The sequence below is a fragment of the Phenylobacterium koreense genome (assembly GCF_040545335.1).
Taxonomy (GTDB): Bacteria; Pseudomonadota; Alphaproteobacteria; order Caulobacterales; family Caulobacteraceae; genus Phenylobacterium; species Phenylobacterium koreense.
Map to the genome: position 1 here is coordinate 473,799 of NZ_JBEPLU010000002.1, position 15,248 is coordinate 489,046.

Annotated in this window: 12 protein-coding genes; 9 read left to right on the forward strand and 3 right to left on the reverse strand. The window is 69.3% G+C overall.

The genetic code is table 11. From position 1 onward, the window contains the following. The first annotated feature begins 50 nt into the window (after positions 1–50). Both ABID41_RS14115 and ABID41_RS14120 read left to right on the forward strand, forming a co-directional pair. Positions 51–2,204, forward strand: coding sequence for a lytic transglycosylase domain-containing protein (locus tag ABID41_RS14115; protein ID WP_331929562.1), 2,154 nt, complete (start codon positions 51–53; stop codon positions 2,202–2,204). A 111-nt stretch (positions 2,205–2,315) separates the two neighbouring features. Next, complete coding sequence (locus ABID41_RS14120; protein ID WP_354297886.1) at positions 2,316–4,214, forward strand: sensor histidine kinase; 1,899 nt, start codon at positions 2,316–2,318, stop codon at positions 4,212–4,214. Positions 4,215–4,227: 13 nt separating this feature from the next. Here ABID41_RS14120 and ABID41_RS14125 read toward each other — a convergent pair whose 3' ends face one another. Beyond that, positions 4,228–5,046: an aldo/keto reductase gene (locus ABID41_RS14125; protein ID WP_331929566.1), complete on the reverse strand. Its 819-nt coding sequence runs from the start codon at positions 5,044–5,046 to the stop codon at positions 4,228–4,230. Positions 5,047–5,337: 291 nt separating this feature from the next. On the opposite strand from ABID41_RS14125, the gene ABID41_RS14130 reads away from it, so the two are divergent. Further along, positions 5,338–5,949, forward strand: coding sequence for a peptidylprolyl isomerase (locus tag ABID41_RS14130; RefSeq protein ID WP_331929568.1), 612 nt, complete (start codon positions 5,338–5,340; stop codon positions 5,947–5,949). Positions 5,950–6,237: 288 nt separating this feature from the next. Here the strand turns inward: ABID41_RS14130 and ABID41_RS14135 are convergent, their stop codons facing one another. Next, the gene (locus tag ABID41_RS14135; RefSeq protein ID WP_331929570.1) at positions 6,238–6,873 is read right to left on the reverse strand and encodes a TetR/AcrR family transcriptional regulator; all 636 of its coding nucleotides are present in this window, start codon (positions 6,871–6,873) and stop codon (positions 6,238–6,240) included. A 182-nt stretch (positions 6,874–7,055) separates the two neighbouring features. On the opposite strand from ABID41_RS14135, the gene ABID41_RS14140 reads away from it, so the two are divergent. From ABID41_RS14140 to ABID41_RS14155, 4 genes are all read left to right on the forward strand, one after another. Continuing rightward, on the forward strand, positions 7,056–8,309 hold the full coding sequence (locus ABID41_RS14140) for a GNAT family N-acetyltransferase (protein ID WP_331929572.1): 1,254 nt from the start codon (positions 7,056–7,058) through the stop codon (positions 8,307–8,309). Positions 8,310–8,381: 72 nt separating this feature from the next. Beyond that, complete coding sequence (locus tag ABID41_RS14145; protein WP_331929574.1) at positions 8,382–8,603, forward strand: hypothetical protein; 222 nt, start codon at positions 8,382–8,384, stop codon at positions 8,601–8,603. 49 nt (positions 8,604–8,652) lie between these two features. After that, the gene (locus ABID41_RS14150) at positions 8,653–9,558 is read left to right on the forward strand and encodes a class I SAM-dependent methyltransferase (protein WP_331929576.1); all 906 of its coding nucleotides are present in this window, start codon (positions 8,653–8,655) and stop codon (positions 9,556–9,558) included. Beyond that, the gene (locus ABID41_RS14155) at positions 9,555–10,340 is read left to right on the forward strand and encodes a TrmH family RNA methyltransferase (RefSeq protein WP_331929578.1); all 786 of its coding nucleotides are present in this window, start codon (positions 9,555–9,557) and stop codon (positions 10,338–10,340) included. The genes ABID41_RS14150 and ABID41_RS14155 overlap by 4 nt, the downstream gene beginning before the upstream one ends. On the opposite strand, the gene hrpB is transcribed toward ABID41_RS14155, so the two are convergent. Next, complete coding sequence (hrpB, locus tag ABID41_RS14160) at positions 10,337–12,772, reverse strand: ATP-dependent helicase HrpB (protein WP_354297887.1); 2,436 nt, start codon at positions 12,770–12,772, stop codon at positions 10,337–10,339. The genes ABID41_RS14155 and hrpB overlap by 4 nt on opposite strands. Positions 12,773–12,947: 175 nt before the next feature. Between hrpB and ABID41_RS14165 the strand changes: the two genes are divergently transcribed. After that, the gene (locus tag ABID41_RS14165; RefSeq protein WP_331932903.1) at positions 12,948–14,501 is read left to right on the forward strand and encodes an amino acid permease; all 1,554 of its coding nucleotides are present in this window, start codon (positions 12,948–12,950) and stop codon (positions 14,499–14,501) included. 67 nt (positions 14,502–14,568) lie between these two features. Then, positions 14,569–15,234 (forward strand): MBL fold metallo-hydrolase, encoded by a 666-nt coding sequence (locus tag ABID41_RS14170; protein ID WP_331932902.1) that lies wholly within the window; start codon positions 14,569–14,571, stop codon positions 15,232–15,234. Positions 15,235–15,248: the final 14 nt, after the last annotated feature.

Below are 15,248 nucleotides of genomic sequence, written 5' to 3' on the forward strand. Positions count from 1 at the left end.
CCTGCGCCGCAACATATCTAGTTCCCTTTTCCGCGATGGAGTTCCCCACCTTGGCTCGCAAGGCCCGCAAAGCGTTTCTGAGCACCGCCTCCGTCCTTCTTCTCGCGACGGTGGCCAACGCCCAGCAGGCGCCGACACAAGGCGCCCCCGCGCCGGGGCCCTACACGCCGTTCGCCCAGGGCCCGCGGCCCATCGAGCTGAACCAGACGCCGCCGACGGGCGCCTATGCGCGCCTGTCCATGACCGACTCGGCCACCCTGCGTTCAGCGCTCGCCGCGGCCAAGCGCCGCGACGCCATGACCGCGCGCAGCGCCATCGCCGCCCTGACCGATCCGACCGCCAAGAAGCTGGCCACCTGGGCGCTGATCGACACCGCGCCCGACGCCATGTCGTTCTACGAACTCGACCAGGCCCGTCGCGACCTGAAAGGCTGGCCGCGCCCGGCCCGGCGGCAACAGGCGGCCGAGAAGCTGATCGAGACCTCCGGCAAGTCGCCCAAGGAGATCATCGCCTGGTTCGACGGCGCCGAGCCGCAGACCGCCGAGGGCGGCATGGCCCTGGCCAGCGCCTATCAGGCCACAGGCGACCAGAAGAAAGCCGCCAACCTCATTCGCGGGTTCTGGCGCGACCGGCTGTTCGAACAGCCGCAGCAGCAGGCCATGCTGGCGCGCTTCGGCGCGCTGCTGACGCCGGAAGACCACGTCCGCCGGGCCGACATCCTGCTCTATGGCCCGCAAGGCCCGGCCGCGCGCGACATCCTGCCCCTGCTGCCGCCCGACCAGCTTCAGGCGGCCCAGGTCCGCATGGCCTACCGCTCGGGCCTGGCCACCGCGAACGAGATGGCCGCCGCCTTGCCGGCGAACCTCGTCAACAGCCCCGGCGTCGCCTTCGAGCGGGCCAGCTACTATCGCCAGCGCAACCTTGAGACCCTGGCGATCGGCAATCTGCGCTACTTCCCGACCGACCTGGCGCACGGGGACATGGCGAGCCGCATCTGGGCCGAGCGTTACCGGCTGATCCTGTACGCCCTGCGCAACGGCGACGCGGCCGGCGCCTATGCGGCGGCGGCCAACAGCGGACTGACCTCCGGCGGACCGGCGGCCGACGCCGAGTTCTACGCCGGCTGGATCGCCCTCACCCGCCTGAAGAACCCTGCCCAGGCCCAGGTCCACTTCGCCAACCTCGAACGGATCGGGCAATCGCCGATCACCCGCGGCCGCGCCTTCTACTGGCTGGGCCGTTCGGCCGAGGCGCGCGGCGACGACACGTCCGCCCGTGGCTATTACGGGGCCGGAGCGCAGTATTACACGACCTTCTACGGCCAGCTCGCCGCCGAGAAGCTCGGCCAGCGCCTGGTCCTGGCTTCGGATCCGAAGCTCACCGCCACCGACCACGCCCGCTTCGAGGGCCGCGAAACCGTGCGGGCCGCCCGGATGCTGAGCGAAGCGGGCGAACGCGATCTGCTAAAGACCTTCATCCTGGCCCTCGACGACATCCTGCCGACGGTCGAGGAACAGGCCCTGCTGGTCGACTTCGCGCGCTCGACCACCGACCAGGACACCTCCATGCGCGTGGTGCGTACGGCGGCCCAGCGCGGCTTCATCCTGACAGAGCGCGGCTATCCGGTCCGCACGCCGCCGTCGGCGCCCGGCGCGCCGGAGCTGCCGCTGACCCTCGGCATCACCCGGCAGGAAAGCGGCTTCGACCCCATGGTCCGGTCCGGCGCCGACGCACGCGGGATGATGCAGCTGCTGCCCGCCACCGCCGCCTCCACCGCCCGTCAGATCGGGGTGAGCTTCGACGCCTCGATGCTCTATCAGCCGGACTACAACATGCAGATCGGCCAGGCCTTCCTTGGCCGCCAGGTCAGCAACTTCTCCGGCTCGTATCCGATGGCGATCGCCGCCTACAACGCCGGTCCCGGCCGGCCGCCCCAGTGGGTGACCTTCTGCGGCGACCCCCGCGGGGCGACCACCGACCCGATCGACTTCATCGAGTGCATCCCGTTCACCGAGACCCGCAACTACGTCATGCGGGTGATGGAGGGCATGCAGGTCTATCGCGCCCGGCTGAACGGCGGTTCGGCGCCGATCACCCTGACCGCCGACCTCAAGCGCGGGGCCTATGGCGCCTATGCGGGCCCGACCGAGACGGCGCCGCCCGCGCCGGTGGCCGGCAGCAACGCTCCGATTCCAAACCCTTAGGACAGAAAGCTCAACCTTCGGCTGCCGCGCAGCCGCTTCCACACTTCGCCCGCCAGGAATAGGGTTACCCGACAACCTGGGGAAACCAGCGTGCCTCCCAACGGCGGGTCTGTGGTATCGCGCGTCCCCCCCGACAGCTCGACGTTGGACTTCCTGCAGGACGGCGGCGAGATGGGGGTGCTGATCCGCGCGCATGACTGGGCGCGCACGCCGCTCGGCGCGCCCAGGGGCTGGCCGCAGTCGCTCAAGACGATCGTGCGGCTGCTGCTGACCACCCGCCATCCGATGGTCGTCTGGTGGGGTCCCGAGCTCATCCAGATCTACAACGACGCCTACTCGCTCTCCATCGGACCGGAGCGGCACCCGAGCACCCTCGGCCAGCGCGCGAAGGACTGCTGGGCCGAGACCTGGCCGGTGATCGGGCCGCAGATCGAACAGGTGATGTCCGGCGGCCCCGGCACCTGGCACGAGAACCAGTTGGCGCCGATCACCCGCAACGGCCACCTGGAAGAGGTCTACTGGACCTACAGCTTCAGCCCGATCCACGACGAGGCGGCCCGGAACGCGGTCGGCGGCGTGCTGGTGGTCTGCAGCGAAACCACCGAGATCGTCCTGGCCCAGAAGCGACGGACCGAGGAGGCCGAGCGCTGGTGGCGAATTTTCGAACAGGCCCCCAGCTTCATCGGGATCATGCGCGGCCCCGAGCACGTGCACGAGTTCGTCAACGCGTCCCATCGCCGGCTGTTCAACAGCCAATCGTGGCTGGGCCGACCCGTACGCGAAGCCTTTCCCGAGATCGCCGACCAGGGGTTCTTCGAGCTTCTTGACCAGGTCTACGAGACCGGCGAGCGGCTGGTCTTCGCGGCCACGCCGGTGCGCTACCACCGTGCGCCCGACGCGCCCGAAGAAACCCGCTACCTAGACTTCGTCTACGCCCCGATCATCGAGGACGGCCAGGTCACAGGCATCTTCTGCGAAGGCTTCGACGTCACCGAAGCGATCTGCGCGACCAAGGCCCTGCGCGACAGCGAGGAGCAGCTTCGCCTCGCCAGCGAAGCGGCGGAGGTGGGCTTCTGGGACCTGGACGTCCCTTCCGACACGCTCTTTCTCTCGCCACGCATCCGGAAGATGTTCGGCCTGCCGCAGGACACGCCCCTGACGCCGCGCGACGTCGCAGCCTGCATCCACCCTGGGGACGTGGATCGGGTCTCGGCGGCCTTCGCCGCGGCCTTAGATCCCAAGAGCTGCGCGCTGTACGACGTGGAGTTCCGCACGATCGGTCGCGAAGACCGGGTGGTCCGCTGGGTGGCCATGAAGGGGCGCGGGATCTTCGAGCCCGACGGGCGCTGCGTGCGGGTCGTTGGCGCGGCGCTCGACATCACCAGCCGCAAGACCACCGAGGCCCATCTGCGCCTGATGGTCAATGAGCTGAACCATCGGGTGAAGAACTCGCTGGCCATCGTGCAGGCCATCGCCGCCCAGACGCTGCGCGGCGACGCTGTCCCCGACGAGGTGCGCGAGGCCTTTACGGACCGGCTGCTCGCCCTGTCCAAGGCCCATGACGTCCTCACTGATGAGCGTTGGGTCGGCGCCAGCCTGCACGACCTGGCCCGCCAGGCCGCCGAGCCCTATGAGACCGACGGAGCCGGCCGCTTCGTGATCGAAGGCCCGCCGGTCAATCTCAATCCGAAGAGCGCGATCGCCGTCGCCCTGGCCTTCCATGAACTGGCGACCAACGCCGCCAAGTACGGCGCACTCTCCACCCCGGAAGGGAAGGTGTCGATCAGGTGGTCCACCCGCACGGACGCCGAGGGCACGCACCTTCATCTCACCTGGCAGGAGACGGGCGGCCCGCAGGTCAGCGCGCCGACGACGACCGGGTTCGGGGCGAGGCTGCTGACGAAGGGACTGGCCGCGGAGCTCCGCGGCGCCGTCGACCTCGCCTACCCTCCCAGCGGCGTCACCTGCACGATAGACGCCCTAGTCACGGATCGCCCTGCGGCGGCCTGAATATAAGGGAGGATCAGCCGAGGGTGGCGGGGTTGGGGCCTATGCGGCCGCCGGCGTCGTCCAGGGCGGCGATGGCGGCCATGTCCTCGGCGTCCAGGGCGAAGTCGAAGACCGCGAAGTTCTGGCGTACGCGGTCGGGGTTCGCCGACTTCGGGATCACCATGAAGCCGCTGTCGAGATGCCAGCGGATGACGGCCTGGGCCGGGGTCTTGCCGTGCTTGGCGGCGATCGCCGCGATCACCGGATCCTGCAGCAGCGTCCCCTGGCCGAGCGGGCTCCAGCACTCGGTGACGATGCCCAACTCGGCGTGCGCGGCGCGCAGGTCGGCCTGCTGGAAGCGGGGGTGCAGCTCGATCTGGTTCACCGCCGGCACGACGCCGGTCTCATCGACGATCCGGCGCAGGTGGTCGGGGTTGAAGTTGGAGACGCCGATCGAGCGGACGCGCCCCTCCTCCTTCAGCCGCACCAGCGCCTTCCAGCTTTCGACGTAGAGGTTCTGGGTCGGGCACGGCCAGTGGATCAGATAGAGTTCGACGCTTTCGCGGCCCAGCCGCTGCAGCGATTTGTCGAAGGCGCGCAGGGCGCGGTCGTAGCCCTGGCTCTCGTTCCACAGCTTGGTGGTGACGGCCACCTCGCCGACTCCGGCCGCGGCGAGACCCGCCCCGACGCCGGTCTCGTTCTGGTAGACCGCAGCGGTGTCTACATGGCGATAGCCGGCCTCGACCGCCGCCTTGACGATCACGGCCGCCTCGTCGTCGGGAACCTGCCAGACCCCGAGGCCAAGCTGAGGGAGGCTCGCGCCGTCGTTGAAGGTGATCAGCGGCTGGTCCATCGAATGGTCCTCTAATCCCGGAAGGATGCCGAAGATTGGCTCAGCCCGAGCCGGGCGCAAGGCGCGGCCTCGGCGATATTTTTTAAGGCTGTGTGAAGGCCCTTCAACCCAAGCATCCACAAGCAGACGCTGTGGCCGACGCGTTACCGAGCAGCGATAATGTAAGCTGTCATTACAATGCCGCATGTGTCGGCGCGCGGCGGCCGCAGCCCATTGTCACATTTGACCTCGCCTTCCTTACGCGGCCCGTGCAAGCCGCTAGAATCGAGAGCAGCAAGGAGCAGATCGCGCATGAGCGGCATGACCATCGAACGCCGGAACCTGGTCGTCGGCGGCGGGCTGGCCCTCGCCGCGCCTAGCATCGTCAGGGCCGCGCCCGGCAAGCCGCGCGTGGTCATCAAGACCGGCCGCGGACCGATCATCGTGGAGCTAGAGGCCGGCAAGGCGCCGCTGACCTCCGCCAATTTCCTGCGCTATGTGGACGCCAAGTCCTATGACGGCGGAACCTTCTTCCGCGCCGCGCGCACGCCGGGCGTGAAGAAGGACGGCACCATCGTCGGGGCCCCGGACGCCAAGGTCCGCCCCTTCCCGCCGATCCGACACGAAAGCACCACCAAGACCGGCCTGCGCCACCTCAACGGCACGCTGTCGCTGGGCCGGTTCGCACCCGGCACGGCGACCAACAACTTCTTCATCTGCGTCGGCGACCAGCCCTATCTGGACGCCCATCCGGGAGAGCCGGGCGACAACCTCGGCTACGCGGCTTTCGGCCGAGTGGTGGAGGGCATGGCGGTGGCGGAGAAAATCCTGTCCCTTCCGACCAACGGCGAGACCAAGTTCGCCGACCAGCGCGGCCAATGGCTGAAGCCGCCGGTGCCGATCGTGAGCATGCGCCGCGCCTGATCGAAGGCCCTTGGCGGAGCTGGCCCCGCCCACGGTTAGGGCTGGGCGTGGGCGGAGCCGTTGCTCGACTTGTCAGAGTATCTGACGGGGATTCAACTCACGCCCGGGCCGCTCGTTCCCGGTTAGATTGCATTTGTCTCGGGGATGTCGCCGGAGCCAGGCCCGACGATCGGCCCCGCTCCGGGCTTGGGGACTGCGTGACAGGGAGCGGGGCCATCGCCAGGATCAGGGGGGTCCTGACGCTCTGGAAAATTCCCCTCGACGAAAGGCGTTCCCTAGCGCCGCGCCTCAATCGGCCAGCAGGCCGTACATCAGGCCCTCAAGGGTGACCGCCAGCAGTTCGTCGGTAGGCGCCCAGCCGAATTTCGGCCGGGTGATCATCAGGGCCACGACACCATGACACGAGGCCCACAACGCCTGGGCGGCGCTGTCGGCCGTGCCGGTCCTCAGCCGGCCCTCGGCGGCGATCTCGCGGACCACGCCGGAGAAGATCTCGTAGCACTGGGCGCCCAGGTCGGCGGTGGCGTCTTCCTCGGTGATCACCGCGGAAGGCCGCTCGGTGCTGCAGAACACCAGCTCGTAGGCGTTGGGATGCTCGAGTCCCCAGCGCATGTAGCTGTCCAGCATCTGCTTGACCCGCGACGCCGGATCGATGGGACGGGCCGCGATCTCGGCGTTGCGCTCCAGCAGGTTGCGGATCGTCGCCTGGCAGATCTCCAACAGGATGCAGGCCTTGTCGGGGAAGTGCATGTAGAGGGCGGTGGAGGACACGCCCACCTCGTCGGCGATCTTGCGGATCGTCGCGCCTTCGTAGCCCTCGGCCACGAAGATGCGTTCGGCCGCCTCCAGGATCTCCGCACGGCGAAGATGGCCATCGCCCTTGGGCTTTCGCGCCGATCGCCGCGTCGTCACCGTCGTCGTCAACGCACTACCCTCCGAGTCCTTTCGCTGTAACAAACGGAAACCAAAAAGAACACCGTTGCAAGTCCGGCGCGGGAAAACCCGAACCAATTCCATGGCTAAGAGCCATCATATTCCGCAGCGTCAACCCCTGGTTTTTGACCATTCCCCTTGCAAGCTCGCGCTCTGCGCTGCCGAATACCACGATGCGGCGATGGCTCGATCACAGCACCTTCACCGATCCCGGCGAGCATGCAGGGGCGTTTAGCGCAGTCCCTGCCGACCCGGCGCGCGCCATGGACGTCATTCAGGGCCTGCTCATCCACGGCGGCGCGCTCGAACACTACGGCCTGCCGCCCGGCGAGTTCGACCGAGAAACCCTGAGCGTGTCGGCGCGCCTGGGCGAAATTCTTGGCGCCGACGAGCGACCGCTCGATGAGGCCCGGAGACCGGAAGCACGGCTTCTCGGCACGTGCCGCGACTATGCGCTCCTCCTCTGCTCGGCCATGCGCGCCCATGGCGTCGCGGCCCGGGTTCGCTGCGGCTTTGCGACCTATCTCGGCGGCGCGCCATGGGAGGACCACTGGATCTGCGAGGTCCAGGACGGCCACCGATGGCGCAGGATCGACGCCCAGCTCGACACGGTGATGCGCCAGGCGCTTGGCGTCGACTTCGATCCCGCCGACCTGCCGGACGAGGTTTTCCTGACCGCGGACGAGGCCTGGCGACGCTGCCGCACCAATGACCTTACCCCGACCGATCTCGGTCACGGCGAGGCGCGCGGGCTGTGGTTCGCCCATGTGGATCTGATGCGCGACCGCCTGGCCGTGCGAGACCGGCTGACTTCGCCCTGGGACGGTTGGCGTCAGGTCGCCGAAGCGCCACGGGAGCCGAACGCAGGATCGCTGGCGCTCGCTGATCGCCTGACGGCGGACCAGGATGTGCTGGCGCCGTCGACGCCGTGGTGGGAGCGCTCGCGAACCGACGACCTCGTCATCCGCAACTATCGCCTGGGCGATGCGCCGCACATGGCGCAGCTCTATTTCGACTCGGTCCGCGCCATCGGCCCGCGGGGGTACAGCCCCGAGCAGGTGGCCGCCTGGGCGCCGGAGCCGGCCGATCCCGTACGCTTCCACGCCCGCGCCGCCGATGGCCGCACCACGCTGATCGCCGAGAACGCCCATGGCGAAGTCATCGCCTATGGCGACCTGGAGGCGGACGGCCACATCGATCATCTCTATTGCCGTCCCGACGCGGCTGGGACCGGCGTCGCCTCGCGGATCGTCGAGGAGCTGACGACCTGCGCGAGGACGGCCGGGTATCCGCGGCTCTATGTCGAGGCCAGCGAACTCGCCCGGCCGCTGTTCGAGCACAAGGGATTCCGAGTGACCGAGCGCCGGGAATTCCGCCTCGGCGAAACGCCGATGCACAACTACGCCATGGAACGCGCCCTGCCCTGACCTCGCCACGGCGCCGTTTGGCGCTTCCGTGCGTTCTCTTGCCGGAAGACCCTTCAGAATCGAGGAGCGGCGATGCGACTGCCCGACGACCAACTGCAACGCCTGGCGCTGCACAGCGCCTTCGGCCTTCACCTGATCGCCAAGTGGATGGCCGGGCGCGACGATGTCGATCCGGAGATCCGGGACCGGCTGAGCGTCCACATCACGGCCCTCGACGGCGTCCTCTCGGCAAATGGCCACGACTGGATCCGCGAGGAGATCGAGGGCACGGAAGCCGCGCTCCAGGGCCACTGAACCTCCGCTGGGGCTGGACCTCGCCGCGGCGAACAACTAGTGCCTCGCCATGACCAGGACCGCTCCCATCGTCGCCGACCTGCCCGGCGCCATGCGCACGACAGGCTGGGCCGACTACGCCCTGCTGGACAGCGGCGGCGGCCGCAAGCTCGAGCGCTACGGCCCCTACAGCGTCGTGCGGCCAGAACCGCAGGCCATGTGGTCGCCGCGGCTGCCCGAGGATGTCTGGGCGCGAGCCGACGCGGTGTTCGATCCCACCGACGAGGAGGACGCCGGGCGCTGGCGCTTCCGCGGCAAGCCGAAGGAAAGCTGGCCGATGAGCTGGGGCCAGGTGCGCTATCACGCCCGGTTCACAGCCTTCCGGCACCTGGCGTTCTTTCCCGAGCAGGCGGCCAACTGGGCGTTCTTGGACGAGCGCGTGCGCAGCTTCTCCGGAGGCCAGCCGAAGATCCTGAACCTCTTCGGCTACACCGGCGTGGCCAGCCTGGTCTGCGCGGCGGCCGGCGCGCATGTCACCCATGTGGACGCCTCCAAGAAAGCGGTGGCCTGGGCGCGCGAGAACGCCGCCCTTTCGGGCCTGGAGGACCGGCCGGTCCGCTGGATCTGCGAGGACGCCCGCCGCTACGTCCAGCGCGAGGTACGACGCGGTTCGCGCTACGACGGCATCATCCTCGACCCGCCGAAATACGGGCGCGGCCCGGACGGCGAGGTGTGGCGCCTGTTCGAGAACCTGCCTGAGCTTTTCGAGCTATGTGCACAACTTCTCTCGGATAATGCGTCGTTCCTGCTGCTCAACGCCTACGCCGAGCGGATCTCCGGCGCGGCGCTTTCCTCGTTGTGCGCGGCGACCTTGCGCGGCCGCGGAGGAACCGTCGACTGGGGCGAACTGACCCTGGTCGAGGAGGCCGGCGACCGGCAGATCGGCATGTCCTTCTATGGCCGGTGGTCCGCATGAGCCGCGCCGTCACTTCCCTGACCAACCCGACGGTCAAGTCGGTCCGCGCCCTGCATCTGCGCAAGGAGCGGGACGCCTCGGGCCTGTTCGTCGCCGAGGGCCTGAAGATCGTCACCGAGGCGGTCGAGCTGGGCCACGCGCCGCGCATCTTGATGTACGGCAAGGACGCCGAGGGTCATCCGCTGCTCAAGCGGGCCATCCAGGCGACCCAAGCCGCCCGCGGCGAAGTGATCGAGGTCACCCACGAGATCCTGGCCAAGGTCTCGCGGCGCGATAACCCGCAGGCGGTGGTGGCGGTGTTCGCACAAGGCTACACGTCGCTCACCGAGCTGAAGCCTCAGTCGGCGCCGTGCTTCGTCGCCCTGCACCGGGTCCGCGACCCGGGCAATCTGGGCACCATCATCCGCACCGCCGACGCGGCCGGCTGCGGGGCGGTGATCCTGGTGGGCGAGTGCTGCGATCCCTATTCGGTGGAAGCGGTCCGGGCGACCATGGGCTCGATCTTCGCGGTGCCGATCGTCAAGGCCAGCGAGGCGGAGTTCGCCGGCTGGCGGTCGAACTGGCCGGGCTCGGTGGTCGGCACCCTGCTGACCGCCACCGTCGACCATCGCCAGGCGACCTACGCCAAGCCCGCCATGGTGCTGATGGGCAACGAGCAACAGGGCCTGACGCCGGAGATGGCCGCCCTCTGCGACGTCAACGTCAAGATCCCGATGCGCGGCCGGGCCGACAGCCTTAACCTGTCGGTGGCGACCGGGATCATGATCTACGCGGCCACCTAGGTTCCTCGCGGCTTGGCCCGGGTGGTGGGCGCGGCGCTGGCCGGGTCTTCGGGCCAGACGTGCTTGGGATAGCGGCCGCGCATGTCGGACCGCACATCCTTCCAGGAGCCCCGCCAGAAGCCCGGCAGATCCTTGGTGGTCTGGATCGGGCGATGCGCCGGCGACAGCAGGGAGAGGGTCAGGGGCTGACCGCCCACGGTGGGATGCTGGGACAGGCCGAACACCTCCTGCACGCGGACCTCGACCCTGGGACCGCCCTCGGCAGCATAGTCGATGGCGAAGCTGTTGCCGGTGGGCGCGGTCCAGCGCGCGGGCGCCTCGGAGTCCAGCCGCCGCTGCTGGTCCCAGGGAACGAGCGCCCGTAGCGCGCCGTCCAGCAGGTCAGGCTTCAGCTCCGACAATGCACGGCGGCCGTGCAGCAGCGGGATCAGCCACTCGTCGGCCCGCTCCGCCAGCCCCGCGTCCGAGAGGTCGGGCCAGTCCTGGCCCTGGCCGCGCAGATAGGCGATCCGCTCGCGCAGGGAGGTCGCGGCATCGCCCCAGGCGAGCTTGCCGACGCCGTCCTGGCGGACCTTGGCCGCAAGCGCCTGGGCAATGAGGGCCGGGTCCGGGTTGTCGTCGATCTCTTCGCGGACCGTCAGCTTGCCGAGCCGCGTCACGCGCTTGACCCGCAGGCGGCCGCCGCCGCTTTCGTCCAGGCGCTGCTCGACCTCGAACTGGCTGGAGAAGCCGCTGGTTAGTTCGACATCGTCCAGAGGCGCAGCGAGCAGGACCCGGTCGCGGCGATCGCCTCCGCCCATCTCGGCCACCGCCAGCCACTTCTCCCGCGCCAGAGCGTCGGTCGGCTCGACGAAGACGCCGCGGCCGGTGACGAGCTGAAACTCGCCGGTCCCGCCCCGCGCCTTGGCGATCCGCTCGGGATAGGCAAAGGCCAGCAGCAGGCCATCGGCCATCTCGCCTTCCCTGCCCGGCTTGCCGGCCAGCGCCGCCCAGCGCGAGGCCAGGGCCTTTGCGTCCCGCGCCCGCGGCGAACGGTCCCGCTGCAGGGCTTCGAGGCGGTGACGAAGGTCGGCGTCGCGGCCGCCCAGCCCCCGCTCGGTCAAAAGCGCGGCGATCGACGCCGCCCTGCCAGCCTGGCCCGAGGCGTTCGCTTTCAGGACCATGTGCGCCAGCCGCGGCGGCAACGGAAACTCGCTGAGCGCCTCTCCGTGGGCGGTCAGCACGCCGGCCTCGGACAGGGCTTCCAGACGGACGAGCAGGCTGCGCGCCTCGTTGAACGCGGCGGCTGGCGGCGGATCGAGGAAGGCCAGGGCGGCCGGGACGCGCGCGCCCCAGCGGGCGAGGTCGAGGACCAGGCCGGAGAGGTCGGCGTCGAGGATCTCGGGATCGGCGAAGGCCGGCAGGGCGCGGGTCTCGACCTCTTCCCACAGGCGATAGGCGACGCCGGGCTCGGTACGACCTGCGCGGCCGCGTCGCTGATCGGCCGCCGCCCGGCTGACCCGGACGGTCGCCAGGCGTGTCAGGCCGCTGGCCGGATCGAACCGCGGGACGCGGGCGAGGCCGGAATCGATCACCACCCGCACGCCTTCGATGGTCAGGCTGGTCTCGGCGATGGAGGTGGCGAGGACGACCTTGCGTAAGCCAGGCTCGGAGGGCGAAATGGCCCGGTCCTGGTCTGCGGGGTCCATCGCGCCGTAGAGCGGCGCGATCACGACATCCGGCCGCTTCACCTGCTCCGACAGCAGGTCCGCCGTCCGCAGGATTTCTCCCTGGCCTGGCAGGAAGACAAGGACGCTGCCAGTCTCCTCGGCCAGCGCCCGCTGCACGGCGCGAGTCACGCGCTCCTCCAGCCGCACCCGCTCGTCACGGCCGAGATAGCGGGTCTCGACCGGGAAGGCGCGGCCCAGACTTTCGATCACCGGCGCATCGTCCAGCAGGCGCGCGACCGCGGCCCCGTCCAGTGTCGCCGACATCACCAGGAGACGCAGGTCCTCGCGCAGGACGCCCTGAGCGTCGCGGGCCAGGGCGAGGCCGAGGTCCGCGTCCAGGCTGCGCTCGTGGAACTCGTCGAAGATGACCGCGCCCACGCCCTCAAGGCTGGGATCGTCGAGGATCATCCGGCTGAAGACGCCCTCGGTCACCACCTCGATGCGCGTGCGGGCCGAGACCTTGGACTGCATTCGCACGCGATAGCCGACCCGGTCGCCGACCCGTTCCCCCAAGGTCTTGGCCATGCGCTCGGCGGCGGCGCGCGCGGCGAGACGCCGCGGCTCGAGCATCACGACCTTGCCATCGCCGAGCCAGGCCTGATCCAGCAGGCGGAGCGGGACGACCGTCGTCTTGCCCGCGCCCGGCGGCGCCACCAGCACGGCGCTGTTGCGAGAGGCGAGCGCCGAGGTCAGCGCGGGCAAAATTTCCTCAACGGGGAGCATGGAGCGGGTCTAGCCGCGCCGGCATCCGGTTCCAAGTCGCCACGCCTGTCCCGCAGGCGCCGACTTTGGGGCAAGGGGGTCATGTTGCTTGCCGCTTGACCACGACCTTGGGACCGGGCCACGTAGCGCCAATTGACCGCGCGGCGGGGGCCGCCCGGAGTTTCCTGGAGGAAATATGTGGCGAGTTAAATCGCTCGACGCGATTCTAGCGACCGCAGAAAAGAAATCACTGCACCGGTCGCTGGGCCCCATACAGCTTACCCTGCTCGGGATCGGCGGAATCATCGGTACTGGCATCTTCGTCCTTACCGCGGAAGCGGCCCAGAAGGCCGGTCCGGGGATGCTCATTTCTTTCGTCATCGCCGGCGTCGTCTGCGCCGTCGCGGCGCTCTGCTATTCGGAACTGGCGGCGATGGCCCCGGTTTCTGGATCGGCTTACACCTATTCCTATGCTTCGCTTGGTGAATTCGTCGCCTGGCTTGTGGGCTGGGCGCTGATCCTGGAATACGCGGTGGCGGCGAGCGCCGTGGCCGTGGGCTGGTCAGGCTATGTCGTGGGCCTTCTCGACCACTCCCTGGGCATAGTCATCCCGCACGCCCTGGCCAACGGACCCCATGCCGGCGGGATCGTGAATATCCCGGCGATCGTCATCGCCTTCGCCGTCACCGGGCTGCTGGTCATCGGCACCACCGAGAGCGCCACCGTCAACGCCGTGCTCGTCGCGATCAAGGTCGCCGCGCTGACCGCCTTCGTCGTGCTGTCGATCCCCGTCATCAACGATGCGAACTTCCGGCCCTTCGCCCCGATGGGCACCCCCGGCATCATCGCCGCGGCGGCGTCGATCTTCTTCGCCTACGTAGGCTTCGATGCGGTGTCCACGGCCGCCGAGGAGACGCGCGATCCGCAACGGAACGTCCCCATCGGGCTGATCGGCTCGCTGGCGATCTGCACCCTGTTCTACATCCTGGTCGCCGCGGGCGCGATCGGCTCCTTCGGCGCCCAGCCGGTCAGCGGCCCGAACGGCGAGGTCCTGGCCGCCGGCTCCTCGGCCCTGGCCGCCCGCTGCGCCGAGGTCTCGGCAATCGCCGAAACCCCGCTGGTCTGCTCGCGCGAGGCCCTGGCCCACGTGATGCGCGAGATCGACCATCCGGTCATCGGCAACCTGCTCGGCCTCGCCGCCGGCCTGGCCCTGCCCTCGGTCATCTTGATGATGATCTACGGCCAGACCCGCATCTTCTTCGTGATGTCGCGCGACGGCCTGCTGCCGGAGGTGTTCAGCAGGATCCACCCCCGCTTCAAGACCCCGCACATCATCACCATGGTGACCGGCGCGGCGGTGGCCTTCGCCGCCGCCTTCTTCCCGGTCGGCCAACTTGCGGACATCTCCAACTCCGGGACGCTCTTCGCCTTCCTGGTGGTCGCCGTCGCGGTCATGATGCTGCGCAAGACCGATCCCAACCGCCGCCGCCCCTTCAGGACGCCGGCGGTGTTCGTCGTGGCGCCGGTGGCCATCGCCGGCTGCATCACCCTGTTCATGTTCCTGCCGTCGGCCGCCAAACTGGTCTTCCCGGTGTGGTCGGCGATCGGCCTGGTGCTCTACTTCGCCTACGGCTTCCGCAAGAGCCACGTCGCCCGCGGCCTCGTCGAGGTTCCCGAGCTGTCCGCGGACGCCCCGCCCACCGCAGTTCCTCCCATGCCGGACGCCCCGGCCCCAGGGGATCGCGGCTGACATCGAAGGCCCGGGGTTCGCCCCGGGCCTTTTCTTATCGGGCGCGAGGCCCGATGTTAGGGACGCCATGCAAGAGCCTCCCATCCGCGCCCTGATCGCGCCGGTCACCCCGCTGCAGCAGAACTGCACCATCGTCTGGTGCTCGAAGACCTCCAAGGCCGCCATCATCGACCCCGGCGGCGAGGTCCCTCGCCTGCTGCAGGCCCTGGAGCAGCACAAGCTCACCCTCGACCGGATCTGGATCACCCACGGCCACCTGGACCACGCCGGAGGCGCGGCCGCCCTGCAGGAGGCGACCGGCGTTCCCATCGAAGGGCCGCACCCGGACGACGCCTTCTGGATCGACGAGATCACCGCTTCGGGCGCCAAGTGGGGCATGCCCGACGCCCGCTCCTTCACGCCCGACCGCTGGCTGGGCGACGGCGACAGAGTGTCGCTGGGAGAGACCGAGTTCGAGGTCCTGCACTGTCCGGGGCACACGCCGGGCCACGTGATCTTCTTCCATCGGCAGGCCCGCTTCGCCCAGGTCGGCGACGTCCTGTTCCAGGGATCCGTCGGCCGCACGGATTTCCCGCGGGGCAACCATCAGCAGCTCATCGATTCCATCACCCAGAAGCTGTGGCCGCTCGGCGACGACGTCCGCTTCGTGCCCGGCCACGGCCCCATGTCCAGCTTCGGCCAGGAGCGGCAGACCAATCCCTTCGTGGCCGACGAGGTGCTGGCCGGCGCCTAATGCTTTCAGGCGTG